The following is a 25,658-nucleotide window of genomic DNA, read 5'->3' on the forward strand; positions in this document are numbered from 1 at the left end:
GCTTGCGGAATTAACGTGCATGTGAGATGCGAGATAATTCTTGCATATCACATCCACCCGTGGGATTAACGCGCATCTGAAGTGCGAGATAATCCTATGACAGTCCATCTGGTCGGCGAAACGATCGATGCCAAGCGCGCGCACCAGCGCGCGCAAGCGGGCGAGCTCGTCCAGCTCGTGCGCGGCATATATATCGATCAAGATGTCGATGCGGACGCTGCCATAATGGGCCACGCGATCCGCATCGCACAGTATCTCTATCCCAATGCCTATCTGTCGTCGGCGAGCGCGGTCCTGCTTGCTCCGACACCCGATGGCAGGCTTTTTATAAGCGGAAAACGCAACCAACGCACGCGGCTGCGCAGCCTGGAAATCGTCCAGAACGAAGCGCCGAAGCACCCTTCGACCGCATCAGCGGTGGTTGGTGATGATCAGGGCGAGCTGCGTATTCATGCATCCTCCCCGCGGCAACGCTTTCTGGAAGCATTTCGGCTGCGCAGCGAACATGCCAGCGCCATCACCGCCGAGATGCGCGTCCAACTGGCTGCGCGTCTCGTCGAGGAGCACGGCACGACCAAGGAAGCCGCCGATGCAGTCTGGGCACTGGCCCGCGAAAATGGCTGGTATCGCGAAGGCGAAGCCGCTGAACGCTTCCTTATGGCGCAGCCGGGTACGGCCAAAGCGCCCGTAAACAAGGCCGCGCTGGATCTGATGATCGCCTGGCATGGCGAGCCGCTCGGGAACCTCGCCCATGACGGCTTTGAGTGGCGCTGGAAGCCGGCCCGGCGCTCAGGGCCGACGCTCATCCGGGAGACAACGCCCGGCAAACTTCCGGCTTTTGTCGAATCCCTCCTGCCGGAAGGCTGGCTCGCAAAGGTGCTTCACGAGCGGGACGAGCGCGAAGCTTTGAAGCGTGGACGGCGTTATATGTCCAACGTCGCTGTGGTCGAGACGCGCGACGAGTTGACGGCACTACCGGCTGACATTCTCACGACGAAGCTGAGCGGCTTTGTCGAGGCAGGCCGTTTCACTGGCCACTATGATGGCCCGGCGCGCGGTGCCATCGAGGAGAGTTTCGAGCAAAACCTCGCGCGCATATTCGCGCGCGCCGAAACACCGCGCTTGTCGGGTGTTCAGATCAAGGCGCCGATGCATCTGGCACCCGATGGCACACTCCTTCCGGCCATCGATCTGCCATTTACCCATATCCTCAAACCAGCAGGCACCGCTGGCTTCGAGATGCTGCCGATCGTGGAATGGCTCTGCCTTGAACTTGGCCGCGCTGCAGGCTTTGCCGCGCCTGATGTCGCCCTGACGGCGATGCCCGATGGCATGGCTCCCGCGCTCATTGTAGAGCGGTTCGACATCCGCCTGGAGCCGGATGATCAGAGGCGGATCGCGCTTGAGGATTTCTGCTCGATCCTCGATCTTCCTGCCTCTGCCAAATATGACGGGACGATAGAGCGGATGGCGCGCGGACTGCGGCCGCTGTCGACCGACCCTGCAGCGGATCTCGATATCCTGTTCCGCCGTGCGGTTTTTGCCTGGCTGATTGCCGATGGCGATATGCACCTCAAAAATCTCGCGCTGCTCAAAATCGCCGAACCGAATGCCAAGGCTTTCACCTCGGTTCGCTTCGCTCCGCTGTATGATGCGGTCACGACGCGGGTCTTCCCGGGTCTTGGCGGCGATCGCATGGCGCTCAAGCTGGGTGGCAAGGATGATCGGCTGACGCGCCGGGATTTCATGACGCTGGCACGCACGATCGGCCTGCCGCAAGGTGACGCGGAAAGGGCCATTGCCGAATTGACCGGCAGCCTCGCACAAGCCGTCGGAACCGTCCGGCTCCCGGCCTTTGCGGCGGAGGGCGAGGTTGCCGCTACCGTCCAGGGCCAGGTATTGGCTCTGACCGGCGAGCGCTGCGCCGCGCTCGCTGGCGATGAGGGTTAGGGTAGCGGGCGCTCGTCAGCACAGTGCAGACAAGCGCCCGCCTTTTGCTACATCGCCCAGCGGATTCGGGCGAAAGCGGAGCGGCCTGCGCCTGGCAAACGTGATCCCAACGGGACATCGGACCCTGTTATCCGGTTATATCCGGCCAGATGATCGAGATAGTAGGTGTCGAACAGATTCTCGATGCCAAGATCGAGCCGGACACCGTCGCGTATCAGCCAGTAGCCAGAGATGTTGGCAAGGACATAGCCAGCGCTCGGCGCCTCAGTATTGGTAGCGGACACATGGTGCTGCCGGGCGATGAACTGGCCTTCGACCGAGATCGACCAGCGGCTTTCCTCCCAGCTCACTGCCAGACGTCCGTTGGCAGGTGCCATCCGGTAGAGATTGTCGGCAATGTCGGTGCGTTCAGCACGCACATAGCTGGCGACACCGTCAAGGCGCAGCGGACCCGCAATCTTTGCGCCGAACGCGATATCGGCGCCCCATATGCGCGCATCAGTGTTGGCAAAGCGCAGCGGCGTGGGATCACCGCTGCCATTTGATACGATTTCAACCGGGGTGTTAAGAATGCCGGGAGTGGTGTCGAACGGTATACCCTGAATGAAATCGTTGATCCGGCGATAGTAGATGACCGGTCGGGCGTAGGCAGTGTCACCCTGCCAGTCGACGCCAAGCTCTGCGATCCAAGCTTTTTCGATTTTGAGATTGACGTCGCCGACATAGATGTTCCCGTCGGCGAGACCACCGCTGGCTTCAGTGGGCAACCAAGAATAGCGCTCGATCAGGCTGGGTGCGCGCGTCTTGTGCGCGAGTGTCAGCCGCGGAGTGAATGCATCCATCTCTGCCCATAGCCGGAGCGATGCATCGACGCTGGTGCCCGACCAGTTGCGGTCGGCCAGTGCAAAGGCATTGGCCAGATTGACCGGACCGGCCGGAACACCGGGGCCAAAGCGCGATGGGCCGGTCGATGCGCCGTGGCGGTCGATGCGTAGTCCCAGTTCGGATTCAATAGCACCAAAGCCGCTCCGCCATTCGACAAAGCCGCCGACCCGGTCGCTGCTGGCCCGATCAAGCGGATGGATGAAGAAGGCTGGAGACAAGGGATTATAGAGCACATAGCCCTTGTCGATCAGCTCGAAATCACCGCCGACCCGGATGTGGCGATCTGCCGAACCAAAGCGCAGCGACGCATCGGCGGCCATTGTGTCGGCATAGGTGTCTGACTGCCGGGTCATTGCGATTATTGGCGCGGGGCGTAGTTCATAGTTGTTCATGCGGTGGGACACACCGGTGTAATTGGCGTGGACTTCCAGCCGCAGGTCGTCGTTCAGATCACCTTCAAACCCTGCGCGGGCAAAGTCGGTGTGGAAATAGACAATGTCCATGGCGAACGGCGGGTTGCCCGAGCGGCCGGTATCTTGCCGCCGATATTCGAGACTGAACTCGCCGGGCCCCGCGCGAAAGCCAGCCTGAACGCCATAGACTGTGCGATGAAATGACGTGCTGCCAATGCGCCCGCCGGGGAAGCGGATGTCGTCACCGGCTTCATAGGAGCCAATCACGCCGAGGCGCAGGCTGTCGCTGGCGAGAGCCACAAGACCGCCAATGGCCACACTGTCATCGACGCTGCGATATTGGCTGGTCAGGTCGATCTGTGGTGACAGGCTGGAGCCGTCGCCAAAGCGCGCATGTTTGAGGATGGTGTTGACGCCGCCGCCCAATCCCGGGCCGTCACGCACAGGGGAAATGCCGCGTGCGATCTCGATCCTGTCGATCAGCATCATCGGTGCATAGTGCATTGCCGGGTCCATGGCGTTGGGGCCACCTGTCGCGAAACGTTGGCCATTGATCCGCAGCAGGATGCGCTCGCCAAACAGGCCGCGCATCTGCACCTGGCCGGAAAGCGTGCCATTCGCGACGACAGCCGCGCCGGGCTGACGCGCAATAAAGGCCGCGCCATCGGGGCCGGTGGACAGTTCCTCGTCAGCTTCGGTCGCGGCATCGGTGGCCGTCAGGCGCGGCGCTGTCACGACGATGGTGTCAGCTGATTGTTCATCGCCTTCAGCGGCAAAGGCAGGCGTGGCAGCGGTCAGGGCGACCGCCAAGCTTAAGAGTGAAGTCTTCATGGTTCAGATCATTCGCAAAACATGCAAAGTCGTGCCGCCCGCATCGAAGATGCCGGTTCGGGTGACTTGCCTTGAAATTGATGCGGAGCTCAGGCGCGATTGTGGCCCGGATCAGTCCGCAGGTTCAGGTCGTTTTGTCAGGCGAATGATGGAGGGCCACGCAGTGGCGGGCGCAGATGCGCAAAGCGCCGATGCACCGGCAACGCAACGAGACGTGCGCTCGTGATGAGGATGAATGCGAGTGCCAATGCGAGCAAAAGGCCATCCGCCCCCGCGATCAACGCCATCGACAGGGCGGAAAAGGCGCAAGGTGGATTCTTCTGGCTATGATCGCCTGAGCGGTCCTGCCCATTGCCCGATCGCGGCACCACAATCTCGATGGTGCTGTGCTCGTTTTCGAAACCCGAACAAATCTGAACGCTTAGTGTGAGCGCTGAGGGTGCCACCATATAGCCCGCAGGGATCAGTCCGCGAACGAGCAGGGCGATCGCCACAAGCACCATCGCCCATGTTCGCCGCTGGAAAGTGAAGGTGCGCAAGGTGTTCATTCGCGCCGCCACTTAGCTCTTGTCTTGAAGGTTGTCACGGAGGTCATATTCCGAACGATGCTTCTGGCTCATGATGACCCGGTGTTTCCTCAACCGTATGGCCGTCTCGAATATTATAGAGCCGCTTGAAGGTCGGGATGATCTTTTCATCATGAGTGACGATGATGATCGCGGTATCGAACTGCCGGGCCATGTCGTTGAGAAGCCCCACAACAGCAAGAGCACGCTGGCCATCCAGCGGCGCAGTGGGTTCATCGGCAAGGATGACCGGCGGACGATTGATCAATGCCCGGGCAATCGCCACACGCTGCTGCTCCCCCCCCGAAAGCTGTGAGGGCATGGCGGCGGCGCGGTGACCGACATCCAAAGCGTCGAGCAAATCTCGGGCCATCTTTCGTGCCTCTGCATTTGGCTTTCCGGCCAGCATCGGCAGCAACGCGACATTGTCGGTCACATCAAGGAAAGGGATCAAATAGGGTGCCTGAAAAATGAAGCCGATCATATCGCGGCGCAGCGCGCGCAGATCGCGGACCTTCCAGCCATTGTCATAAATGCACTGGTCACCAATCGTCATCTTGCCTGACGTCGGTTCGATCACTGCGCCAAGGCATTTTAGCAATGTACTTTTGCCAGAGCCTGATGGCCCGATCAGTCCGATCACTTCGCCCTTTGCCACGGCCATGTCGACGCCGCGCAGGGCATGAACTGCCGTGTCGCCGCTGCCGTAGGTCTTGACGACATTCTCAAGGATGATGCCCTCAGCCACCGATCGCCTCCGCCGGATCCACCTTGATCGCAGCCTGGATGGCCAGAAAGCTGGCCACTGTGCAGATCAGCATCACCGCCACGAAGCCCAGGATCGAATCCGATGGCAGCAGCAGAACATATTTAGGGAAGAAGGGCGCCCACAGGCTGGCGGCAATTTTGCCGACGATGAATCCAATCAGTCCCAACCCCAGCGCCTGTTGCAAGATCATCCACGAGATCGTTCGATTGCGCGTGCCGATCAGTTTCAGCACGGCAATTTCGCGGATTTTTCCGATTGTCATGGTATAGATGATGAACGCCACGATGGCTGCGCTCACGATCGAAAGGATGACCAGAAACATTGCGATCTGCCGGGCCGAGTTGGCAATCAGTTTCTGGACAAGGATCTCTTCCATTTGGGCGCGCGTATAGACCGTGAGGCGTTGCCAACGGCGGATTGCGGCGGCGACTTCATCGGGATCGGCATCCGGTGTGATGGTGACCAGAATGGCATTGACGTTGCTATTGCCCGACTGAACGGCGTTTACAGCTTGCGCAACCGCCGGATTGCCCGGCGGGTTCAGTTGGGGATTGGCAGCCGTGCGCGCCCTCTGACGGACAATGGCGTCGCTGTCCTTCTGGAACTGGGCGGCCTGGGCATCCTTTAGCGACAGGAACAACATCGGGTCGCCGCCCGATGACACCATCCGGCTGGTCAACCCGACGATGGTGTAGAAGTTGCGGCGCACTTTGACGCGATCCCCAATTGCGAAGCCGGTCTTCACATCGGCCACAGCTTCATAGTGGCCACGCACGATCTGGCGTCCGGAGATCAAATGGGTGGGTTGGCCGGGCAGTCCCGGCTCGCCCATTTCCGCCCCGACGACCATTACCCGCACATCCTTGTCACCGTGCGCAATCTGCATGGTGAGGTAAGTTACGCCCGCGGCTTGGGCGACACCGCGCATCGCCTGGATCGGGCGTTCGCTGTCTTCGGTCAGGCTGGACGGTTCGGCATAGGGACCGAGCGTGTCCTTCTGCACGACCCACAGGTCGGCTCGGCTATTGTCCAGCAAGGCCTGCGCATCATCGACCATGCCGCGATAGACGCCCGCCATCGACAAGGTGACACCGATCAACAAACCCAGTCCTACACCGGTAAGAACGAATTTGCCCCAGCCATGCAGGATATCGCGCCCCGCTAGGCTGATCATGGCAGTGCGTCGACAATGCTGAATCGGCTGCTAGCCGATAGCGCCCGCGCGCTGTGAATTACTATGTCCTCGCCCCGGGTGAGGCCATGCAGCACCTGCACCCAGCCTTCCAGATTCTGAGCGCCCAGCCTGACGGGCGCGAAGACAAGATCGCCGTCACGGACCACCCAAACGCCAACCTGCCCATCAATCCGGTGTACAGCTGCATTAGGTATGGCCAGTGATCGTGCCTGTGCCGGCAGGGCCACGGTTACCTCGGCCAATTCACCGATTGCGGGCAATCCGCCGGTTATAGTGAACCGTGCCTTGGCCAGCACTTCCTCCGTCAACGCATCTGCCATCGGTTCAACGCGTTCGATTATGCCGGAAAGGGGAGCATCCGGCCTCGATCGCAAAGCAATCCGCACCTGCTGGCCCGCTGCCAGACCAGCCGATTGGGTCTGGTCGAAGCGTACGTTGATCCACAATTGCGATGGATCGATAGTCTCAATCACAGCCTGACCGGCCACTACGGTTGTGCCGGGTTCCACAGCTCTGCGCACCACCAGCCCAGCGTGCGGTGCGACAAGGCGCAGGTTGGCACGTTGCTCCACCAACGCCGATCGTTCAGCGCCCAGACGTCCCCGATCCATTGTGGCAGCACTGCGATTGGCCTGCGCCGCCGCAAGTCCTGCCTGCGCAGCAGCCAGTTCCTGACGGCGTTGATCAACCATCGCATCGGTGACCCAGCCACCCCGTTTCAGCTCTTCCGTCCGTGCGGCCACGGATCGGGCGAGAACGACCCGGGCGTTCGCATCCGCAATCTGAGCTACTGCGGCCTGTTCCAGCGCGGCTGACCGCGCAGTCCCGCCAGCCGCTGCATCGATGCGCTGGTCGAGGTCGATTGGATCGATTTGTGCCAGCAATTGCCCTGCGACTACTATGTCGCCCACATCCACGGCGACCATTGTCACCCGGCCCGCAGCGGTTGGCCCAACTTTCTGGGTGTAGCGCGCCTCGACGGTGCCGATGCCGAACATGGCCGGGGCAATGCTGCGCTCCTCTACTTGCGCGATCGTCACATTGACCGGGGCAAGCGGGCCAGAGCGGAATGCCACCCAGGCAAAGAGCAGCAGAAGTGGCGCTAACACGGCCAGCAATGTCCAGCCGCGGCGGCTCATGGTGAATGGCAAAGTCATTTGGCCACTCCCAGTCCATCACAAAAGAGGTCGAATAGCCTCCCCGAAACGGCGGGCATCGTGGTGAAATCACTGGCTGCCATTGCTTGCATGGCCAGCCCTTGCACCATGCCAAGGAACATTGTGGCCGCAGCGGGGATGTCGACCGTCTCGGCGATAAGCGATTGCGCTTTTGCTTCAGTCAGCAGGTTCGTCACACGTTCGCGATACGCGGCCATCAGTGCGCGCACGCTCATCTTGCCCAGCGCGTCGCCATCCCGCTGCAATTCGCCAAACAATATTCGGGGCACGCCGGGGTGGGTCACGACGAAATCGATATGCGTGGCAAACATGGCACGCAGCCGTTCAATTGGCGTCACCCCTGTAACGGCATCAAAGCGCGCGAGCAGCGTGGTGGCAGTCCAGTCCATCACTGCAGCCCAGATCGCTTGCTTGTCGGCAAAATGGCGGAAAAGTGCGCCCTGCGTCACGTCCATCTGCGCTGCAATCTGCGCAGTCGTAATGTCCGCCGGATTGGTGGCTGCTGCCAAGCCAATCACCGTTTCAACAGTGGCGGCACGGCGTGCATCGGCGGAGAGTTTGGTGCGGGGCATCTGACCACCTTGCGCTTTTGTGAGTAATTAGTCACTACCTTTTATGGCGAATTCTGGCCTATGGTTCTGTAATCTTGTGAGAGGGAAGCGGCATGACGAAACAGTCGGGTGATAAAACCAGCACGATCAAGGGCGAAGATTGGGCCGGGGAAATGGGCACCAAGTGGCTAGCCAATCTTGCGCGGTTTGAAGGGATGATCGCACCCATAGGTGCAGCTCTACTAGCCCGCGCTGATTTTCAGCCTGTTGAGCGTGTGCTTGATATTGGCTGCGGCGGTGGGGGCACAACCATTGCCATTGCCAATGCGGTGGCTCCCGGGGGTGAGGTGTTGGGTATTGATATTTCGCCTGACCTCACTGCGGCGTCGACAAAGCGGGCGAGCGACGCCGGTGTTGGCAATATCCGCTTCATCTGTGCGGATGCCAGCAATGTACAACTGCCGGATGCGCCATTCGATCGTCTCTTTTCGCGCTTCGGCAGCATGTTCTTTGCTGAGCCGCATCAGGCTTTTGCAAACCTGCGCAGCCTTTTGCGGCCCGGTGCGCGTATCGATCTCGCAGTTTGGGCTCCGCCGCGCGACAATTTGTGGATGATGGAAATGATGGGCGTTGTCCGCAGACATGTTGATATTCCACCTGCTGTACCGCGCGCTCCAGGACCCTTCGCATTCGAGGATCTGGAGTATCTGAACGAGGTGCTTGCGGCCGGTGGTTTTTCGAGTCCCGACATCATGGCCTATACAGGGCAGCAACCGGTTGGCGGCGTTGGAGCAACGGCGCAGGAAGCGGTAAGTTTCGTGTTGTCCTCCATGGCCGTCGGCAAAGCGCTGGACGAGCAAGGAACAGATGTCCGAGCTGCGGCGGAGGGTGAATTGCTGGAATTGTTCGCAAAGCACCACGTGCCGAACCAAGGGGTGATGATGCAGGGCAAGGCCTGGCTGGTGTCAGCCAAGGCTTAACTGCGCTCTCGATCAACGACCTCTCACGGGACGAATTACGCCCAGGCAGGAGCGGCCCCACCCGGAGTTGGGGCCGCCAATTACGCCTTAGCTCGGCGGGTTCCAGATGATGACCTTCTTCGAAGGATCATCGCCTGGCGCGTTGGCGATGTTTCCATAGATGGTGCCGAATTCAGGAGCTGAGAGCGAGACCGAGACATATTCGGCGCCGGTGTTCTGCGAGAAGCGCTTCCAGCCTGCGCCCAGTTCGAAGCCGTTCTTGCGACTGACGATGCGGTAGTCGGGTTCGCTGTCCTTGGTCTTGCGGTTGTTGGGGATGATGGCGATCGGTGCCGACACGGTCAGCGTGGCGAGGTTGCCTTCGAAGCTGTCGTCAGACTTCACGGTGAGATTTGCGATGGTAGCCATGTCGTTTCTCCTAAAGGTGGTCGGGGACCATCCCCGATGGCGCCAAAAGAAGGGGCCGGAAGCCGCCGTCACCGCAGCGTCAGCGAAGGGCGAACCCCGCACGGGGTTGACGGTATTAGGCGTGACGAGACCCGCAGACAGGCGACAAGGAGGGGTGGTTTTCGCTCCGCCTGAAAACGAATGTCACTCGGCAATCTCCGTTTTCATCGACCAAAAGTCGGAGGCTTCCTCCCCACCGGATCACTGCATGGAGTGCAGCAGCAATCATCCCTCGCACGCAGCAATTGGCTGATCGAGAGGCGTTGTCACCTTGGACATTCGACGGGCAACAGCGGGGGCTCCTCGCCGCATTACACAGACTGAAATGTGCAATATCAGCTCTCATATTGACTTTTGTACAGAATATAAGCATATGAAGCCATGAAAGGACATGCCGCCATGGGTATCCAAACTGCAGCCAAAGCGCCTGTAAAGGGACTTGATCGCAAGGATCTGACGGGGCCAGCCCTGCGCACGTTCTTCCGCATTGCCGATGCCTGGGGCCTGAAAGAGCAGGAGCAGATGCGCTTGCTCGGTCTGGAGAGCCGCTCGACCTTCCAATCCTGGAAGCGCGGCGTGGTCGCGGCGCTGCCCAAGGATGCGCTGGAGCGGATTTCCTATGTCATGGGCATCTACAAAGGCCTGCAGATCCTGTTGCCCAAGACGGCCGATGAGTGGGTGCGCAAACCCAACAAGGCGCAGGTTTTCGGCGGCGCCTCGGCGCTCGAACGGATGATGTCAGGCAATGTCGCCGATCTCTATGTTGTGCGTCAGTATGTTGACGGGCAGCGCGGCTGACCCGTGGACATTCCCACGTCTGAAGTTCGCTGGACGCCCTGCTACCGCATCATCCCCAGCAGATTTCCCCCGATCTCGCTGTTCGAGGCGATTGCCGATCCTGCCGATCTCGAAGCGGTCTATGCCATCGAGGCGATGACCAATGACCGCCTGCGCGACGAAGCAGGCGAGCTGTCGCTCGTGCCGCCTGAAGACCGCGTGTCAGGCCCCGGATCCTCGCCGATCATGGCGGCGTTCACCCACCTCAACCCGGTCGGCGACCGCTTCACCGACGGTAGCTACGGCGTCTTCTATGCCGGACTTACACTGGCAACCGCCATCGCCGAGACCCGACATCACCGCACGCACTTCCTAAAGGCCACCGACGAACCGGCGCAGGAACTCGACATGCGGGTTTATGCCGTCGATCTCGACGCGAGCCTTCACGACATCCGCGGGCAGCGAGAGGCGTTGTCAGCTCTGTACCATCCGAGCAGCTATGCCGTGTCGCAGGAAACCGCTCGGACCATGCGCGATGCAGGTTCGGACGGGATTGTCTATGAGAGTGTCCGCGATCCTGACGGCGAATGTGCCGCTGTGTTTCGGCCTAGACTGTTGGCAAATTGCCGACAGGAGCGGCACCTTTGCTATGTGTGGGATGGAAGCGAAATTGGCACAGTCTACGAGAAACGGTTGCTGGATAGTTGAAGGGCTGCCAGCATTTCACCCCAGATCAGTCGTTCCGCCGCCGCAAACTTTCCCAAAGGCTATCGTGAACTGAGTCGGTTTTCGGCTCGCTGGAAGGACAGAGTCTGGGACAATGCTGCCGTTCGACGTGCGCCGCTCAAACGGCAGACTTCGCCGCAACCCGCCTTAGCTAGCGTGAGATGGGGCGGATGGGGGTCTGGGGCAAAAGGTTTCCGGCTCAGGTGTCAACACCGGGACAAAAAACGGGCCAGGCTGTCAAGACCGGTCGACAGTCGAGCACTGGCGCACTTCGGTGATTACCTCTGCGGTCGGGGATCCCCGAGTCCGAAGGCATACTCGCTAATCAGCGAGCCGCAGACACCGTTATTCCCGCTACATCATCTAGTGGAAGCTATGCACCACAATCATTGCTGGCGACGTCACCGACACGCTGGATCTGGCTTTGCCCCATACCACCTGCCCCCACGAGTTGCACAGTGGCAAGTGGTATGGCTAGCCGCTCATCCTTTAGGTTTCAGCGTCAATGGAAGGCCGGCGAACATTATGACTGCCTCTTCAACCACTGCCGCTATTTCCTGATTGATGCGGCCCGCAACATCGCGAAACCTTCTGGCAAGGGCGTTGTCGGGTACAATGCCCAGACCCACTTCGTTGGCGACCAGAATGACCGGCCCCCGTGCGGCTGAAAGCGAGCGCGCCAGTCCTTCCGTAGCGGTAGCAGTATCGCGTTCCGCTAGCATCAGGTTCGAAGCCCACAACGTCAGGCAATCGACCAGCACCACCGTTTCCGGCGTGCTATATGCCGTGATTGCCACCGCCAGGTCCAGCGGTGCCTCGACAGTTGACCAGCGCGGACCGCGATCGGCGCGGTGCAGCGCGATTCGTTCGCGCATCTCATCATCGAAGGCCTGGGCTGTCGCCAGATAGACCAGTTTACCTGTCAGGGTCTCTGCCCGGCCTTGGGCAAAGCGGCTTTTGCCCGAACGAGCTCCGCCCAGCACCAGCAAATGGGGCAAGGCACTGCTCATGCACTGTCTCTCGCTGGGACGGAGGCGGGGCGTTCCGCCATCGCCAGCGCCACCAGCGCGTCGATATCGAGATCCTCCTCCAGCGCGACTGCGATCTCGTCAAGCGCCGCCTCGACGGTGAAGCCATAGTCCACGCCCCCGGCTTCTACATCCATGCGCGACAGTAGTGCCCGGCGCAGCTCCGCATCGGCCAGCAGGCCGTGGACATAGGAACCAAACACCGTTCCGCCTGCATTAATCGCGCCATCGCAGCGTCCATCGGAAAGCAGGGCGAAGGGCCGCTGCGTGTCCGGCCCGCTGGTTTGCCCCATGTGCATTTCATACCCCTGAAAAGGCGCGTCCATCGCCAGCCCGCTGACCGGGCGCAACGCCTTGTGGGCGTGCAAGGTTGATTCGACATCAAGCAGGCCAAGGCCGCTGGCAGCGCTGGCCGGACCTTCAATCCCATCGGGATCTGCGATACTTTTGCCGAGCATTTGGTAACCACCGCAAATCCCAAGGATCAGCCCGCCACGCCGGTGATGCGCCAGAATATCGATGTCCCAGCCTTCGTCGCGCAAAGCGGCCATATCGGCAATGGTCGCCTTTGATCCGGGCAGGATGATGAGCGCGGCTTCTGCCGGAATCGGCTGACCGGGCGGAACCATGTGCAGTTCTACCTCGTGTTCGAGCTTCAGCGGATCAAGATCATCGAAATTGGAAATGCGCGGCAGGATCGGACAGGCGATCATGGTGCGCCCCCCTGCGCGCATCTTGCCGCGTTCCAGTACCACGGCATCCTCGCTTGGCAGACGCGCGGTGGCCCCCAGCCACGGGACAACACCTAAACCCCGCCAGCCTGACAAGCTTTCGATCTGGGCATAGCCATCGGCGAACAAGGCGGGATCGCCCCGGAACTTATTGATGATGAAGCCCTGGATCATCGCCGCGTCGGCCGGGTCGATAATCGTTTTCGTGCCAACGATGGCGGCAATTACTCCGCCGCGATCAATATCGCCCACCAGCACGACTGGCACGCCTGCCGCGCGCGCAAATCCCATGTTGGCAATGTCGCCTGCGCGCAGGTTGATTTCCGCAGGAGATCCTGCGCCTTCGACCACGACGATGTCGCAGGCCTGACGGAGCCGCTCATAGCTGGCCAGAACTTCGCCCAGCAAAGCGCCCCGTGCCTGCCGGAAATTGCCCGCGCCCAATGTGCCTCGCACCCGGCCATGCACTATCAGTTGCGATGTGCGATCCGCCTGCGGTTTCAGCAGCACCGGATTCATGTCGGTATGCGGCTCCACCTTGCAGGCGATCGCTTGCAAGGCCTGCGCCCGGCCGATCTCGCCGCCATCGCTGGTGACGGCAGCATTGTTCGACATGTTCTGCGGCTTGAACGGCAAGACCCGCAAACCCCGCTGCACCAAGGCGCGACACAGCCCCGCCACCAGCACGGATTTGCCCACATCAGAGCCGGTGCCCTGAAGCATTATAGCGCCCATGCTGCACCTCCTGCAATTCCGGCCGCTATCAACCACAGGCACAGACATGCACGGGCGTAGATGCCCAATCCGCGCTGAATATCCTCTGCCCGGGCCGGGCGGTCTCCCTCCCCAATCCAGAGCTTGTCCGAAAGAATCCCGTCATAAGCGATTGGCCCCGCCAGACGCAGCCCCAGCGCCCCGGCCATCGCGGCCTCGGGCCAGCCCGCATTGGGCGAGGCGTGCCTGGACGCATCGCGCCATACTATCCGCCAGCCACCCCCGCCGCACAGGCAGATCAGCAATCCCGCGAGACGCGCTGGCGCGAGATTCATCGCATCGTCGGTGCGGGCCGCAGCCCAGCCATAGGCGCGCCATCGCTCCTCGCGGTGCCCAATCATGCTGTCGGCGGTGTTGATCGCCTTATAGGCCCAGATACCGGGCAGCCCCAGCACCAGCAGCCAGAACAACGGCGCGACCACCCCGTCGCAGAAACTTTCCGCCAGACTCTCGATCGCCGCTCGGGCAACACCCGCTTCATCAAGCGCCGCCGTATCACGGCCAACGATCATGCCGACTGCGGCGCGCGCGCTGGGCATATCCTGCCGCTCCAGCGCATCGGCAACGGGGCGCACGTGGTCGTACAGGCTGCGCTGCGCCAGACCCGGCCAGGCCAGCACAGCGATCAGGGGCCAGGCCCAAGGCCCGGCGATTGCCACGAGCAGACTTTGCAGCACCCAGCCCGCACCGCCCGCCACACCCAGCAGGAGCAGGACGGTGACCGCCCCGGCCATGCGCCGCTGTCCATCGGACCGCGAGGGGACATTCCAGCGCCGTTCCAGCGCGGCGATAATCCGCGCAAAGATGCCCACAGGATGGCCGATCCGGCGATACAGCGGCTGAGGCCAGCCCACTGCCGCGTCGAGCACCAAGGCCAGGAAAGCAGTCAGATCAATCATCAGCCAGCGCCGCATCAAGGCGATCCAGCGCCTCTCGGTCGGCGGGCAGGCCCAGGCGCAGCCAGCGCGGATCGTAATCGAACGGCCGCGTCAGGATGGCATGGCGCGCAAGGCGTTCGAACAGCGCGGCGGCATTGTCCGTTTCGATCAGCCGGAACAGCGGGCAGGCACCTATCGCGCTGAAACCTCGCCGCGCCAGCACCGCGTCCAGCGCATCCGCCTGTTCAAGCAAGGCCATCCGCATGGCGGCTGTCCAGTCCACATCCTGATATGCCGCCGTGCCGATGGCCAGCGCCGCTGCCGATAGCGGCCAACTGCCCAACCGCTGCCGATATTGCGCGATCAGCGCGCGCGGTCCCAGCACAAAGCCGAGCCGCACCCCGGCCAGCCCGAAGAATTTGCCGAACGAGCGGAAGATGATCAGCCGCTGTTCGTCCTGCACATGGGCGGCAAGGCTGCTGTGCGGGGCGGCATCGACAAAGGCTTCGTCCACGACCAGCCACGCTGCGCTGTCGCGCCGCGCCTCCAGCCAGCCCAGCAGCGTCGCGGGCGGGGTGATCTGCCCATCGGGGTTGTTGGGATTGGCGATGATGAGGGTCGCTTCCTCTGTCCCCGCCAATTCGGTCAGGGCTACGGGACGGCTGCGGGGAATCATCTCGCCATGGGTGCGATAGCTGGGCTGGGCATGGATAGCGGGGCCGGGCAGGATATCGCCAAGCATGCGCAAGCCGATCTCCGTGCCCGGAACAGCGCAGACATGGGCAGGGTCCGCGCCGAAACAGGCGGCGGCGGCGGCCTCCAGATCGTTCAGCGCGCCGGTGTCGGGCAGCGCCTGCCAGTCCACTGCCAGATTGTCCGCGCCGGGCCAGCCATGCGGATTGATGCCGGTGGACAGGTCGATCCACGGCGCCTTGCCCATGCCGAACTGCGCCATGGCATCGGCCAACCTGCCGCCGTGAAAACTAAAACTGTTCATGTCGTGTGTATCCATAGGCCCGTGATTGCCACGCTCAGCAGCAAGCCGGTTTCGATCAACTCGATGCCTGCACCATGGCCATCGCCGGAAATCCCGCCCAACGCGCGGCGCACGTGCCTCCCCCACCACAGAACGAGCAATGGTGTGACAAGCAGCGCCGGAGTGAACCACGCCGCCGCTGCCAGCGCGGCCGCCCAGCCCGCAAGATCGATCGCGCCGATGGCGGAACGGAATCGAGCCGCCAGCCCCTGATGCAGCGGCATCAGCCACCATGTCCACACCAGCGGGCCGATGCGCGCGGCAAACGGCACCAGTACCAGCGCGCCAAACGCCCGTGCATCCACCAGCATATCCAGCAGCACCAACTTGCTCAGCAGTTGGAGCACAATCGCGACAACGCCGAAGCTGCCGACATGGGGATCGGCCAGAACGGCCAGCAGCCGCTCGCGATCTTTATGCGCCGCGCCGCTGGCATCGGCGAGGTCGGCCAGGCCATCAAGGTGCAGCGCGCCGGTCACGCCCACCCAGACGATCAGTGCGGCTAATGTGCCCAGCCGGTGATCGACCAGCGCGCCTGCCCATGCGGCTCCCGCAACCGCTGCACCAATAACCAGGCCTACAGCGGGAAACCAGCGCATCGACCGGGCAAACGCGGCATCATCCACGACTATTGTCCGCAGTGGAGTTGGCATAGGCAGCCGCGTCAGGAATTGCAGGGCGATGATGAAGCCCCTCACGGATAAAGCCCCGCGATCTGTGCCGTGGGGGTTGCTCCGGGCCAGACGCGCAACGTCAGCAGGCAATTGTAGGGCAGGTCAACGGCCCACGTCTGGTGCATGTCAAACCCGCACAACACCGCCAGCGCCGCCCGCATCGCGCCAGCGTGCGTGACGATCAGCGTTGGCCGCGCGGCCAGATCGTCAATGGCAGCGGACACACGCTCCACCAGCGCCGACCAGCGTTCTCCACCGGGCGGCGCATGGCCATCGGGATCGTCCCAAAACCGCGCCAGCGCCGCGCCTTCGACATCGCCCGGCGCCATCCCGTCCCATGCGCCAAAGTCCAGCTCGCGCCAGCGCGGATCGATTGACAGCGGCACATCGGTCGCCAGCCCAATGGCCTCGCCCGCCAAACGCGCCCGTGACAGGTCGGACGCGATCAGCACTTCCGCCGCCAGATCCCGCGCCTGATCGGCGCAGGCCGCGATACCGGCGGCCGTAGGCGGCGCATCGGTGCGGCCGATCAGCCGCCCCGCGCCTTCCGGTTCGCCATGGCGCAAGAGGTAAAGTGGAAAGCTGCTCACAAGCCGTCTGCCACCCCGGCCTCGGCAAATGTCGCCATACCATTGTGCGTGGCCAGCGCTGCCCGGATTACCGACACCGCCAGTGCGGCGCCGCTGCCTTCGCCCAATCGCATCCCCAGCGAAAGCAGGGGATCAAGGCCCAAATGCCCCAGCAGTCGGATATGCCCCGGTTCAGCCGAACAATGGCCCGCCAGGCAATGATCGGTGATCGCCGGAACGGCGGCGGCCAGCGGCGCCAGCGCGGCGCAGCTGATGAACCCGTCCAGCACCACCGGAATACGCAGACGGCGCGCCTCCAGCACGGCCCCGGCAATCGCGGCGATTTCGCGCCCGCCCAACCGGCGCAGGATTTCAAACGGGGTGTCCGGCGCATTGGCATGACAGGCCAGTGCCTGTTCCACCACCGCCACTTTGCGCGCGATTCCGCCCGCATCAACCCCGGTGCCCGGCCCGACCCATTGCGCGGGCGTGCCGCCATAACTGCGCGCGCAGAGCGCGGCGGCGGCGGTCGAATTGCCAATGCCCATTTCGCCGACGACCAGCAGGTGCAGCCCCGGCTCCACCACCGCCGCTCCGGCAGAAAGTGCAGCAAGGCACTCCGTCTCGTCCATTGCCGCAGCGACAGTGAAGTCCGCCGTGGGCCGGTCGAGATCGAGTGCAACCACCCGCAGATCCAGTCCGGCCGCCCCGGCCAGTGCGTTGATCGCCGCGCCGCCAGCAGTGAAATTGCCGACCATCGCGGCGGTCACGCTGGCGGGAAAGGAGCTGACCCCGTGGACGACGAAGCCATGATTCCCGGCAAAGATCGCCGCGCGACCCTGTTCGATCACCGGCTGCGCCGTGCCCTGCCATCCGGCCAGAAACACGGCGATGTCTTCCAGACGCCCTAGCGATCCGGCTGGCTTGGTCAGACTGGTCTGCCGCGCGCGCGCAGCGGCGATGGCGTCCGCATCAGCGATTGGCATATCTGCAAGGGCTGCTTCAAACGCGGCCAGCGTGGCAAACCGGCTCATTCCGCGACGAAGCCCGGCGGCGGGGTGCGCGTGATGAAATGGCCCTTCACGCCTTGCGGCCATTGCTTGAACGGCACCCGGCCATGCTCGCTGGCGGCATAGTGGACCGCATAGTCCAGAATGGCGGTAGCGGCGTCCTCGTCCGGGGCGAAGCGGCCCAGCACATAGCCGACCTTGCCCGGCGCGCGCAGGTGGATGGTGCAGAAATCGGTGCAGGCAAACAGGCAGGCCATTTCCTGCACGGCAACCCCGGCATAGCGCGCGTCGCTCTGCTGAACCGAGCGCAGCGCGGCAACAAGTTGCGCGCCGCCGCGCGTTCCGGCGGCGTCCTCACGCGCATCGGCACTGTGGCGGCAGGTGTTGCAGGCCACGATAGCGGGGCCGTCCTCCACGGGTATCAGCATGGTTTTCTGGTCCTTTGATTGATAATCATCGTTCGAACACCCGGTCGGCCCACGGTTCACGCGGCTGCCAGCCGCGCTGTTCCAGTTCGGGGGTGTCGGAAATATCGGCTGGGTAGCCGATGCACAGCAGCGCGATCAGCGACCAGGTGGCGGGAACGTCCAGCAGGGCATGGACCGCCGGGGGATCGACAATCGACACCCAGCCAAGGCCAAGTCCGCGCAACCGTGCCGCCAGCCACAGATTGTGGATCGCCAGCACGCAGGAATAGCGCAACATTTCGGGCATGGTGGCAATGCCAAGGCCGTGCCCCGCCTCGGGCTGTTCGTCACAGAACACCGCGATCAGTTCGGGCGCCTCACGCAGGCCGTGCAGCTTGAGCGACAAGTAGTGATCGTGCCGCTCCTGCCCGGCATAACGCTCTGCCGCATGGGCGCTTTGCCCGTCGACATGGGCGGCCAGCGCCTTGCAGATGTCCGGCGTCCGTATGCGCACGAACCGCCACGGCTGGGCATTGCCGACCGATGGCGCCAGCGCGGCGCAGGCCAGCAGCGCGCGCATGTCCGCTTCCGCCACAGCGCGGCGATCGAATTGCCGCACATCGCGCCGCCAGCGCAGCAATTGCGTGAATTGCTCCGCAAATTCCGCGTCGAACACAGGCGGGGCGTCGCTCAGAATTCGATCCCCGCCTGCGCCTTCACGCCCGAACGGAAGGGGTGCTTCACCATGGTCATCTCGGTGACAAGGTCCGCCACCTCGATCAGCGCGTCGGGCGCGTTGCGACCCGTAACGATCACATGCTTCATGGCATCGCGCGCGGTCAGCACCGCCACCACTTCATCGACCGGCAGATAGTCATACCGCAGCACGATGTTCAGTTCGTCGGCCAGCACCATGTGATAGCTGGGGTCGGCGATCATGCGCTTGACCTCGTCCCAGCCGGCGCGGGCGGCCGCGATATCGCGCGTGCGGTCCTGTGTGTCCCAGGTAAATCCCTCGCCCATCGGCTTGAATTCGACATTGTCCGGAAAGGCATCGAACACGGCCTTTTCACCCGTTTTCATCGCCCCTTTGACGAACTGGACCACCCCCACTTTCATGCCGTGGCCAATGGCGCGAACCACCATGCCCAGCGCCGCGCTGGTTTTGCCCTTGCCCTTGCCGGTGTGGACGATCAGCAGGCCCTGTTCGCGGGTCTTGCTGGCCATGATCTTGGCCTGCGCGGTCTGCTTCTTGCGCATCTTTTCGGCGTGGCGGGCATCGCCGCCTGCAACTTCTACTTGGTTTTCAGGTTCCATCGGCCAATTCCCTTCGCATGAGATAGACATCCATGATCCAGCCATGGCGCGCGCGCAGTTCCGCCCGGCGCAACGCGATCCGGGGACCGGCTTGCGCCAGGGGGCCCTGTTCCAGCGCCTCGTGCGCCATGCCCAGATAAGCGCCCCACCAGATGGTGATGCCTTGCGGTTGCAGCCCCTCGAACGCGCCGCCGCTATCGAGCATGACGACAATCGTGTCGGCTCCGGCAGGCCAGCCATGGGCGCGCAGCAGCCGCCCGGTGGTGATCGTCACCGGGCCGGCCAGCGGGTTCAACGGCATGGCATGGGCGGCGGTCAACGCCTGAAGGCTGGTGATGCCCGGCACCACCCGCACGGTGATTTCAACGCCCGCGCTGCTCAGCCGATCGGCAATGCGCAAGGTGCTGTCATACAGCGAGGGGTCGCCCCAGACGAGCAGCGCCAGTGTGCCGCCACCGGGCAAATGCTGGGTGATCTGCGCCTGCCACGCATCCGCGATGGCATCATGCCAGGCATTGACGTCATCCAGATAAGTGGCCCCATTACCGCGCACTGGCCCACCTCTTACTGGCAGGTCAAATTCCACAATCCGCGTTGGCCCCGTCAGAACCTGCGCGCAGATCTCCCGGCGCAGGTCGATCAGGTCGGACTTGGCCTGCCCCTTGCGCGGCAACAGGATCAGGTCAGCTTGGTTCATCGCCGCCACGGCCTGCGCTGTCAGGTGATCGGGGTTGCCCGTGCCGATGCCGATCAGGTGGAGGTCGATCATTGGGCTTCTCGGCACGAAGCGGGCGCGATCATGTGGAAATAGCTGCCGGTGACATGGCCGCGATGCGATCCGCTTTCGGCCACCGCCGCGCCTTCGGCATCGGTCACAAGCGCCAGCGGCGCGTCGCTTTGTTCAACGATGGTGGAATAGTGGAACTCGTGCCCGCGCAGTCTGGTCCCGGCGGCAAGGCCCGATATCGGCACCAGCAGTTCGGCATGGCGATAGCCAAGGTGCATCTTGCGCTGGGCATGGCTGGTGACCAGCCCCAGCAGCCCGGCCATCCGGTGCCGTTCACCACTCTTGTCGATCAACCCCTGCCCCAGCACCATATAGCCGCCGCATTCGCCGTGAACGGGCCGCGTTTCGGCATGGCGGCGTAGGCCGGACAGGAATGTCGTGGCGGCGGCGATGGTCCCGGCGTGCAATTCGGGATAGCCGCCAGGCAGCCACACCAGATCGGCATGGGCGGCGGGCGCCTGATCGGCCAGTGGCGAAAACGGCAGGATCTCCGCCCCGGCGCGCCGCCAGCCTTCGATCAGATGCGGGTAGACGAACGAAAAGGCGGGATCGCGCGCCATGGCGATCCGCTGGGCCGGAGGGGCGGGCAGCTTGCCGCCGTCGGCTTGTGGTGCGGCACCAGCGGCAAGGCGAATAGCGTCAAGATCGACATGGGCGCGCAGGAACGCTGCAAACTCGGCAATCGCGCGATCAAGATCGGGATGCTCCACCGCCTGAACCAGCCCCAGATGGCGTTCGGGCAGGGTCAGGTCGCCGCGCCTTGGCAGGGCGCCCAGCACGGGGATGCCCACCGCCTCAATCCCCTTGCGGACCAGCCGTTCATGGCGCGGACTGGCCACGCGGTTCAGGATCACCCCGGCAAATGGCAGCCCCGGATCAAGGCTGCTGAACCCCAGCGCGGTGGCGGCGGCGGACTGCGCCTGCCCCGACACATCCAGCACCAGCACGATCGGCCAGCCCATCCGGCGCGCCATGTCGGCGCTGGCACCATTGCCCGACGCACCCTTGCTGGCCACGCCGTCAAACAGTCCCATCGACCCTTCGGCCAGCACCATGTCCGCACCCCCGACCTGCGCCGCAATGCCAGCGATCAGATCGTCCTCCATCGCCCAGCTATCGAGATTGAACGACGGCCTGCCACTGGCCGCGCGGTGAAACGCGGGGTCGATATAGTCCGGCCCGCTCTTGAACGGCTGCACAGCCAGCCCGTCTTCGGTCAGGGCGCGCAGCAGGCCCAGCATCACCGTGGTCTTGCCTGTGCCCGATGCGGGGGCGGCGATCATCAATCCCGGAGTCTGGTGGCGCGCGCTCATTCGACCGCACCGGCAAAGCGTGACGTGGCATCCTGCGGACGAAAGCGGCGGTCATAACCGGGCGCGTAAAGGCTGCTTTCGGCAAAATCCTGTGCTGCCAGCACCCGCCCGACAAGGATCAAGGCGGTGCGCTCCATACTGCCCGCCACGGCCTGCTCGATCGTGTCGAGCGTGGCCCGGACAATCCGCTGATCGGGCCAACTGGCGCGCCAGACCACGGTGACGGGGCAATCTGCGCCATAGGCCGGCGTCAGGTCCGCCACCACTTGCGCCAGATTGTGGACCGACAGGTGAATGGCCAGCGTCGCGCCGGTCATGGCAAAATTGGTCAGGCTTTCGGCGGGCGGCATGGTGCTGGCGCGGCCCGGCGTGCGGGTCAGCACCAGCGATTGCGACAGCGCGGGCAGCGTCAGTTCTGCCTCCAGCGCAGCGGCGGCGGCGGCGAACGCCGGGACACCGGGCGTCACGGTAAAGGGAATGTCCAGCGCGCGCAGGCGGCGCAATTGCTCGCCCATCGCCGACCAGACCGAAAGATCGCCCGAATGCAGCCGCGCCACATCGTGCCCAGCGGCGTGGGCGGCGGCGATCTCGGCCATGATCTGGTCCAATTCCAGCGGCGCGGTGTTCACGATCCGCGCGCCCGGCGGGCAGTGATCCAGCACGGCCACCGGGATCAGCGACCCGGCATAAAGGCACACCGGGCACTCTGCGATCAGGTCGCGTCCACGCAAGGTCAAAAGGTCGGGCGCGCCGGGACCGGCGCCGATGAAATGGACGGTCATGTTGGGATTTCCTGAAGGTTGACGCTGGCAGCAATGGCGCACGTCGCCATGCGATCGGGGGAGATGTGGCGCGGCGACAGCAGGCGCGCACCCGCGCCAGCAGCGGCAAGCGCGGACGCTTCGGCAACGCTGCCGACGTGACGAGCGTTCAGGCTGGCGATGGAGCGCGTGGGGGTGGAAACGGCGGCCAGTGCATCGGACGCCACGCCCATCAGCGGCAGGTCCAGCACTTCGGCCAGCGGCACCAGCGCCGCAAGCTTGTCATGCGCCGCAGCCAGATGGGTGACCGGCGGCTGCCCCTGCCCCGCCAGCGCGAACGCGGCGCGCAGCGAACACAGGCTGACGCCCGACCGAAAGCCGAAGCCCGCGACAATCACAGCACCGCGCTCCATTGCACCACCGGATAGCGCGCGCGCCAGCCGTGGCGGCTGCCCAGCGGCGCGGCGTCGGCCAGTTCGATGCGCAGGAGGCTCCCGCCCGTCTGGCCATGCCACCGGGCAAGCAGCGCTTCTGATTCCAGCGTCACCGCATTGGCTACCAGCCGCGTTCCGGCGGGCAAACGCGCCCACAGCGCGTCCAGCAAAGCATCGGACAATCCACCGCCGATGAACACCGCATCGGGCGATGGTCCCGGTGGCAAGGTATCCGGCACCGTCCCGACGACCACCTTCAGCCGGTCAACGCCCAGCGCAGCGGCGTTGGCCCGCACACGGTCCGCGCGCACCGGATCCGCCTCTATCGCGCAGGCCCGGTTGGCCGGGTGGGCCAGCAGCCATTCGATCCCGATCGATCCCGATCCCGCGCCAATATCCCACAGCAGCTCACCCGCACACGGGGCCAGCGCCGATAGCGTCAGCGCGCGTACCGGACGCTTGGTCAACTGCCCGTCGGACGCAAACCAGTGATCCGGTCGGCCCGCCGTCAGCGGCAAGGACGGGCCATGCCCGGCACACTCGATCCCGGCCGCTACCGGATGGGCGATGTCGGTGAAAGACAGCCCCTCGGCGCGCGCGGTGCGAACCCGTTCGCGCGGCCCGCCCAGCGCTTCCATCACATGCAACGCTGACGCGCCAAAGCCTTGGCCGGTCAGATAGTCCGCCAGCGCGGCCACCGCCGCGCCATCGCGCAACAGTGCAATGACGCGCCGCCCTGGTGCCAGGTGGGGCTTGAGCCGATCTAACGGCGCGGCATGGAGGCCAAGACAGGCCACATCCTGAACCGGCCAGCCCAGCCGCGCAACCGCCAGCGTGAAGGTGGAAGGCGCGGGGATCGCAACCCATTCGCCCGGATCAAGCAGGCTCGCCACACTGCTTCCCGCCCCGAACCAGAACGGATCGCCCGATGCCAGCATCACCACCCGCTGCCCGCGATGTTGCATCAGCAGGGCAATGCCATCGGCAAAGGGTACTGGCCATTCGATCATGGTACAGGTAATCGCGGGCAGCAGCGACAGGTGCCGTGCCGGTCCCATGACCAGTCCGGCCTGCGCCAGCGCCGTGCCGGCGGCGGCGGAAAGGCCGTCCGGCCCGTCCTCGCCAATGCCGATGATCGTCAACCACGCTTCAGGAGCCATATCAGCCATGCCCAACGTCCTCCTGCTGGGCGGCACGACAGAGGCCAGCGCGCTTGCCCGCCTGCTTGGCGCGCGGGGCATTGCGACGACGCTCAGCTATGCCGGACGGACCGAAAACCCCCGCGCTCAACCGGTGCCGGTGCGTGTCGGCGGGTTCGGCGGTGTGGCGGGGCTGGCCGATTATCTGCGCCACCACCGCGTGACTCATCTGGTGGACGCGACCCACCCCTTTGCCGCAACGATGAGCAGCCATGCCGTGGAGGCGGCCCGTCTGGCCGGAGTGCCTCATGTAGCGCTGACCCGCCGGGCGTGGCAATCGGTCGCCGGAGACCGCTGGACCCGCGTTGCCAGCATCGACGGTGCGGTGGCAGCGCTGGCAGGCCCGACCCGCCGCATCATGCTGGCGCTGGGCCGGATGCATGTGGCAGCCTTCGCTGCCCAGCCGCAGCATCATTATCTGTTGCGCTTTGTCGATGCGCCAGACCAGCCGCCGGGCTTGCCCCATCACACCCTGATCGTCGATCGCGGGCCGTTCACCGCAACAGGCGACAGCGCATTGATGGAGGCGCACGCCATCGATCTGGTGGTGTGCAAGAACGCTGGCGGGCAAGGCGCTGAGGCCAAGCTGATCGCGGCGCGGTATCTGGGCTTGCCGGTCCTGATGATTGATCGCCCCGTCGTTCCGGACCGGGCCGAATGCTATCGCCCTGAAGATGTGCTGGTGTGGCTGGGTCATGATGCCGAACCCAAGGCCGAGCGGGGCGTATAGAGGATGGGGCTAGGCTTTCGCGCACTTGGGCGTTCGATGATCCGCGTCAGGCTTGATCCGACGATCACCATGGTCCGCATGTCGGCCATGTCTGCACGGGCCTGACCCAGCGGTACGATCCGCAATTGCTCGTCCGGCGTCGATACGGCGCGGGCGAACAGGATCGGGCGATCCGGGCCGCACACTTCGCGCAGCAGGTCCAGTACACGTTCGAAACCTTCGGGCCGGGCTTTTGACCTCGGGTTGTAGAAGGCCATGGCAAAGTCCGCCTCTGCCGCCAGCCGCAACCGTTTTTCGATCAAATTCCACGGCTTGAGATTGTCCGACAGGTTGATCGCGCAAAAATCATGACCCAGCGGCGCCCCCGCCCGCGCGCTGGCGACCAGCATCGCGGTGATGCCGGGCAGCACCCGGATGTCGAGATCGCGCCAGTGGGCCGGGCCTGCCTCCAGCGCCTCGAACACGGCGGCGGCCATCGCGAAAACGCCCGGATCGCCCGATGATACCACCACCACGCGCCGCCCCTGCGCCGCGAGGTCCAGCGCATGGGCGGCCCGGGCCAGCTCCACCCGGTTATCGGACGGATGCAGTGTCAGCCCGGCGCGCGGGGCGATCCGGGCGACATAGGGAATATAGCCGATGACATCGCTTGCCCCGGCCAGAGCGGCGGTGACTTCGGGCGTAATCAGCGCCTCGTCGCCCGGCCCTAGACCGGCGATGGCCAGCCAGCCGCTCATGGCCC

General features: G+C 63.9%; 28 protein-coding genes. 5 read left to right on the plus strand and 23 right to left on the minus strand.

Annotated elements, in window-relative coordinates; all coding sequences use genetic code 11:
• Positions 1–96: 96 nt before the first annotated feature.
• On the plus strand, positions 97–1,950 hold the full coding sequence (locus EWH12_RS09150; protein ID WP_006966728.1) for a HipA domain-containing protein: 1,854 nt from the start codon (positions 97–99) through the stop codon (positions 1,948–1,950).
• A 47-nt stretch (positions 1,951–1,997) separates the two neighbouring features.
• On the opposite strand, the gene EWH12_RS09155 is transcribed toward EWH12_RS09150, so the two are convergent.
• The 6 genes from EWH12_RS09155 to EWH12_RS09180 all read right to left on the minus strand — a co-directional run bounded on the left by EWH12_RS09155 (position 1,998) and on the right by EWH12_RS09180 (position 8,359).
• The gene (locus EWH12_RS09155) at positions 1,998–4,058 is read right to left on the minus strand and encodes a TonB-dependent receptor plug domain-containing protein (RefSeq protein ID WP_242495998.1); all 2,061 of its coding nucleotides are present in this window, start codon (positions 4,056–4,058) and stop codon (positions 1,998–2,000) included.
• Between the two features lie 158 nt (positions 4,059–4,216).
• Positions 4,217–4,627: a DUF2946 family protein gene (locus tag EWH12_RS09160; protein WP_006966724.1), complete on the minus strand. Its 411-nt coding sequence runs from the start codon at positions 4,625–4,627 to the stop codon at positions 4,217–4,219.
• A 43-nt stretch (positions 4,628–4,670) separates the two neighbouring features.
• Positions 4,671–5,393 (minus strand): ABC transporter ATP-binding protein, encoded by a 723-nt coding sequence (locus EWH12_RS09165; RefSeq protein WP_006966722.1) that lies wholly within the window; start codon positions 5,391–5,393, stop codon positions 4,671–4,673.
• Complete coding sequence (locus tag EWH12_RS09170) at positions 5,386–6,588, minus strand: ABC transporter permease (RefSeq protein ID WP_006966720.1); 1,203 nt, start codon at positions 6,586–6,588, stop codon at positions 5,386–5,388. Before EWH12_RS09170 ends, EWH12_RS09165 begins: the two co-directional genes overlap by 8 nt.
• Positions 6,585–7,766, minus strand: coding sequence for an efflux RND transporter periplasmic adaptor subunit (locus EWH12_RS09175; RefSeq protein WP_129926375.1), 1,182 nt, complete (start codon positions 7,764–7,766; stop codon positions 6,585–6,587). Before EWH12_RS09175 ends, EWH12_RS09170 begins: the two co-directional genes overlap by 4 nt.
• Positions 7,763–8,359: a TetR/AcrR family transcriptional regulator gene (locus tag EWH12_RS09180; RefSeq protein WP_006966717.1), complete on the minus strand. Its 597-nt coding sequence runs from the start codon at positions 8,357–8,359 to the stop codon at positions 7,763–7,765. Before EWH12_RS09180 ends, EWH12_RS09175 begins: the two co-directional genes overlap by 4 nt.
• A gap of 92 nt (positions 8,360–8,451) precedes the next feature.
• Here EWH12_RS09180 and EWH12_RS09185 point away from each other — a divergent pair, with 92 nt between their 5' ends.
• The gene (locus EWH12_RS09185) at positions 8,452–9,318 is read left to right on the plus strand and encodes a class I SAM-dependent methyltransferase (RefSeq protein WP_006966715.1); all 867 of its coding nucleotides are present in this window, start codon (positions 8,452–8,454) and stop codon (positions 9,316–9,318) included.
• An 87-nt stretch (positions 9,319–9,405) separates the two neighbouring features.
• Here EWH12_RS09185 and EWH12_RS09190 read toward each other — a convergent pair whose 3' ends face one another.
• Positions 9,406–9,726: a DUF736 domain-containing protein gene (locus tag EWH12_RS09190; protein ID WP_006966713.1), complete on the minus strand. Its 321-nt coding sequence runs from the start codon at positions 9,724–9,726 to the stop codon at positions 9,406–9,408.
• Between the two features lie 438 nt (positions 9,727–10,164).
• Between EWH12_RS09190 and EWH12_RS09195 the strand changes: the two genes are divergently transcribed.
• Together EWH12_RS09195 and EWH12_RS09200 are read left to right on the plus strand one after the other, a co-directional pair.
• Positions 10,165–10,563 (plus strand): antitoxin Xre-like helix-turn-helix domain-containing protein, encoded by a 399-nt coding sequence (locus tag EWH12_RS09195; RefSeq protein ID WP_196805715.1) that lies wholly within the window; start codon positions 10,165–10,167, stop codon positions 10,561–10,563.
• A gap of 3 nt (positions 10,564–10,566) precedes the next feature.
• Positions 10,567–11,250: an RES family NAD+ phosphorylase gene (locus EWH12_RS09200; protein WP_006966709.1), complete on the plus strand. Its 684-nt coding sequence runs from the start codon at positions 10,567–10,569 to the stop codon at positions 11,248–11,250.
• A gap of 500 nt (positions 11,251–11,750) precedes the next feature.
• On the opposite strand, the gene cobU is transcribed toward EWH12_RS09200, so the two are convergent.
• From cobU to EWH12_RS09275, 15 genes are read right to left on the minus strand one after another with little or no spacing between them, the layout of a single operon-like run.
• Positions 11,751–12,278, minus strand: coding sequence for a bifunctional adenosylcobinamide kinase/adenosylcobinamide-phosphate guanylyltransferase (gene cobU, locus EWH12_RS09205; RefSeq protein WP_066653774.1), 528 nt, complete (start codon positions 12,276–12,278; stop codon positions 11,751–11,753).
• On the minus strand, positions 12,275–13,762 hold the full coding sequence (locus EWH12_RS09210; protein WP_066653776.1) for a cobyric acid synthase: 1,488 nt from the start codon (positions 13,760–13,762) through the stop codon (positions 12,275–12,277). The genes cobU and EWH12_RS09210 overlap by 4 nt, the downstream gene beginning before the upstream one ends.
• Positions 13,750–14,700 carry an adenosylcobinamide-phosphate synthase CbiB gene (cbiB, locus tag EWH12_RS09215; protein WP_066653886.1) on the minus strand — a complete coding sequence of 317 codons (951 nt, stop codon included), beginning with the start codon at positions 14,698–14,700 and terminating at the stop codon, positions 13,750–13,752. Before cbiB ends, EWH12_RS09210 begins: the two co-directional genes overlap by 13 nt.
• Positions 14,693–15,676 (minus strand): threonine-phosphate decarboxylase CobD, encoded by a 984-nt coding sequence (cobD, locus tag EWH12_RS09220; RefSeq protein WP_066653882.1) that lies wholly within the window; start codon positions 15,674–15,676, stop codon positions 14,693–14,695. Before cobD ends, cbiB begins: the two co-directional genes overlap by 8 nt.
• Positions 15,673–16,413 (minus strand): adenosylcobinamide-GDP ribazoletransferase, encoded by a 741-nt coding sequence (locus EWH12_RS09225; protein ID WP_066653778.1) that lies wholly within the window; start codon positions 16,411–16,413, stop codon positions 15,673–15,675. The genes cobD and EWH12_RS09225 overlap by 4 nt, the downstream gene beginning before the upstream one ends.
• The gene (locus tag EWH12_RS09230; protein WP_066653780.1) at positions 16,410–16,979 is read right to left on the minus strand and encodes a histidine phosphatase family protein; all 570 of its coding nucleotides are present in this window, start codon (positions 16,977–16,979) and stop codon (positions 16,410–16,412) included. Before EWH12_RS09230 ends, EWH12_RS09225 begins: the two co-directional genes overlap by 4 nt.
• On the minus strand, positions 16,976–17,992 hold the full coding sequence (gene cobT, locus EWH12_RS09235; protein ID WP_066653783.1) for a nicotinate-nucleotide--dimethylbenzimidazole phosphoribosyltransferase: 1,017 nt from the start codon (positions 17,990–17,992) through the stop codon (positions 16,976–16,978). The genes EWH12_RS09230 and cobT overlap by 4 nt, the downstream gene beginning before the upstream one ends.
• Positions 17,989–18,396, minus strand: a complete 408-nt coding sequence (locus EWH12_RS09240; RefSeq protein ID WP_066653785.1) for a DUF1636 domain-containing protein — start codon at positions 18,394–18,396, stop codon at positions 17,989–17,991. Before EWH12_RS09240 ends, cobT begins: the two co-directional genes overlap by 4 nt.
• Positions 18,397–18,421: 25 nt before the next feature.
• Positions 18,422–19,051, minus strand: coding sequence for a 5,6-dimethylbenzimidazole synthase (bluB, locus tag EWH12_RS09245; RefSeq protein WP_124810531.1), 630 nt, complete (start codon positions 19,049–19,051; stop codon positions 18,422–18,424).
• A gap of 14 nt (positions 19,052–19,065) precedes the next feature.
• Positions 19,066–19,692, minus strand: coding sequence for a cob(I)yrinic acid a,c-diamide adenosyltransferase (gene cobO / locus EWH12_RS09250; RefSeq protein ID WP_066653789.1), 627 nt, complete (start codon positions 19,690–19,692; stop codon positions 19,066–19,068).
• Complete coding sequence (cobF, locus tag EWH12_RS09255) at positions 19,682–20,461, minus strand: precorrin-6A synthase (deacetylating) (protein ID WP_066653792.1); 780 nt, start codon at positions 20,459–20,461, stop codon at positions 19,682–19,684. Before cobF ends, cobO begins: the two co-directional genes overlap by 11 nt.
• Positions 20,458–21,792 carry a cobyrinic acid a,c-diamide synthase CobB gene (locus EWH12_RS09260; RefSeq protein ID WP_066653794.1) on the minus strand — a complete coding sequence of 445 codons (1,335 nt, stop codon included), beginning with the start codon at positions 21,790–21,792 and terminating at the stop codon, positions 20,458–20,460. Before EWH12_RS09260 ends, cobF begins: the two co-directional genes overlap by 4 nt.
• Entirely contained in the window at positions 21,789–22,574 is a 786-nt protein-coding gene (cobM, locus tag EWH12_RS09265) for a precorrin-4 C(11)-methyltransferase (RefSeq protein WP_066653796.1), read from the minus strand. The genes EWH12_RS09260 and cobM overlap by 4 nt, the downstream gene beginning before the upstream one ends.
• On the minus strand, positions 22,571–22,951 hold the full coding sequence (locus tag EWH12_RS09270) for a cobalamin biosynthesis protein (RefSeq protein WP_066653889.1): 381 nt from the start codon (positions 22,949–22,951) through the stop codon (positions 22,571–22,573). Before EWH12_RS09270 ends, cobM begins: the two co-directional genes overlap by 4 nt.
• Entirely contained in the window at positions 22,948–24,156 is a 1,209-nt protein-coding gene (locus tag EWH12_RS09275; protein ID WP_066673515.1) for a bifunctional cobalt-precorrin-7 (C(5))-methyltransferase/cobalt-precorrin-6B (C(15))-methyltransferase, read from the minus strand. Before EWH12_RS09275 ends, EWH12_RS09270 begins: the two co-directional genes overlap by 4 nt.
• Here EWH12_RS09275 and EWH12_RS09280 point away from each other — a divergent pair.
• A complete protein-coding gene (locus EWH12_RS09280) occupies positions 24,155–24,916 on the plus strand; it encodes a cobalt-precorrin-6A reductase (RefSeq protein ID WP_066653801.1) in 762 nt (253 codons plus the stop codon). The genes EWH12_RS09275 and EWH12_RS09280 overlap by 2 nt on opposite strands.
• On the opposite strand, the gene cobJ is transcribed toward EWH12_RS09280, so the two are convergent.
• Entirely contained in the window at positions 24,880–25,653 is a 774-nt protein-coding gene (cobJ, locus tag EWH12_RS09285; protein ID WP_124810533.1) for a precorrin-3B C(17)-methyltransferase, read from the minus strand. The two genes, EWH12_RS09280 and cobJ, sit on opposite strands and share 37 nt — an antisense overlap.
• Positions 25,654–25,658 lie beyond the last annotated feature (5 nt).

The sequence above is a fragment of the Sphingobium cupriresistens genome (assembly GCF_004152865.1).
In the GTDB taxonomy this organism is placed as follows: domain Bacteria; phylum Pseudomonadota; class Alphaproteobacteria; order Sphingomonadales; family Sphingomonadaceae; genus Sphingobium; species Sphingobium cupriresistens.

Excerpts from the sequence above, each read along its gene's own strand:
- EWH12_RS09150 (WP_006966728.1), top strand. The coding sequence starts at position 97 with ATGACAGTCCATCTGGTCGGCGAAACGATCGATGCCAAGCGCGCGCAC.
- EWH12_RS09160 (WP_006966724.1), bottom strand. The coding sequence starts at position 4,627 with ATGAACACCTTGCGCACCTTCACTTTCCAGCGGCGAACATGGGCGATG.
- EWH12_RS09170 (WP_006966720.1), bottom strand. The coding sequence starts at position 6,588 with ATGATCAGCCTAGCGGGGCGCGATATCCTGCATGGCTGGGGCAAATTC.
- EWH12_RS09175 (WP_129926375.1), bottom strand. The coding sequence starts at position 7,766 with ATGACTTTGCCATTCACCATGAGCCGCCGCGGCTGGACATTGCTGGCC.
- EWH12_RS09180 (WP_006966717.1), bottom strand. The coding sequence starts at position 8,359 with ATGCCCCGCACCAAACTCTCCGCCGATGCACGCCGTGCCGCCACTGTT.
- EWH12_RS09185 (WP_006966715.1), top strand. The coding sequence starts at position 8,452 with ATGACGAAACAGTCGGGTGATAAAACCAGCACGATCAAGGGCGAAGAT.
- EWH12_RS09190 (WP_006966713.1), bottom strand. The coding sequence starts at position 9,726 with ATGGCTACCATCGCAAATCTCACCGTGAAGTCTGACGACAGCTTCGAA.
- EWH12_RS09195 (WP_196805715.1), top strand. The coding sequence starts at position 10,165 with ATGGGTATCCAAACTGCAGCCAAAGCGCCTGTAAAGGGACTTGATCGC.
- cobU (WP_066653774.1), bottom strand. The coding sequence starts at position 12,278 with ATGAGCAGTGCCTTGCCCCATTTGCTGGTGCTGGGCGGAGCTCGTTCG.
- EWH12_RS09210 (WP_066653776.1), bottom strand. The coding sequence starts at position 13,762 with ATGGGCGCTATAATGCTTCAGGGCACCGGCTCTGATGTGGGCAAATCC.
- cbiB (WP_066653886.1), bottom strand. The coding sequence starts at position 14,700 with ATGATTGATCTGACTGCTTTCCTGGCCTTGGTGCTCGACGCGGCAGTG.
- cobD (WP_066653882.1), bottom strand. The coding sequence starts at position 15,676 with ATGAACAGTTTTAGTTTTCACGGCGGCAGGTTGGCCGATGCCATGGCG.
- cobT (WP_066653783.1), bottom strand. The coding sequence starts at position 17,992 with ATGAGCCGGTTTGCCACGCTGGCCGCGTTTGAAGCAGCCCTTGCAGAT.
- EWH12_RS09240 (WP_066653785.1), bottom strand. The coding sequence starts at position 18,396 with ATGCTGATACCCGTGGAGGACGGCCCCGCTATCGTGGCCTGCAACACC.
- cobO (WP_066653789.1), bottom strand. The coding sequence starts at position 19,692 with ATGGAACCTGAAAACCAAGTAGAAGTTGCAGGCGGCGATGCCCGCCAC.
- cobF (WP_066653792.1), bottom strand. The coding sequence starts at position 20,461 with ATGATCGACCTCCACCTGATCGGCATCGGCACGGGCAACCCCGATCAC.
- EWH12_RS09260 (WP_066653794.1), bottom strand. The coding sequence starts at position 21,792 with ATGAGCGCGCGCCACCAGACTCCGGGATTGATGATCGCCGCCCCCGCA.
- cobM (WP_066653796.1), bottom strand. The coding sequence starts at position 22,574 with ATGACCGTCCATTTCATCGGCGCCGGTCCCGGCGCGCCCGACCTTTTG.
- EWH12_RS09280 (WP_066653801.1), top strand. The coding sequence starts at position 24,155 with ATGCCCAACGTCCTCCTGCTGGGCGGCACGACAGAGGCCAGCGCGCTT.
- EWH12_RS09275 (WP_066673515.1), bottom strand. The coding sequence starts at position 24,156 with ATGGCTGATATGGCTCCTGAAGCGTGGTTGACGATCATCGGCATTGGC.
- cobJ (WP_124810533.1), bottom strand. The coding sequence starts at position 25,653 with ATGAGCGGCTGGCTGGCCATCGCCGGTCTAGGGCCGGGCGACGAGGCG.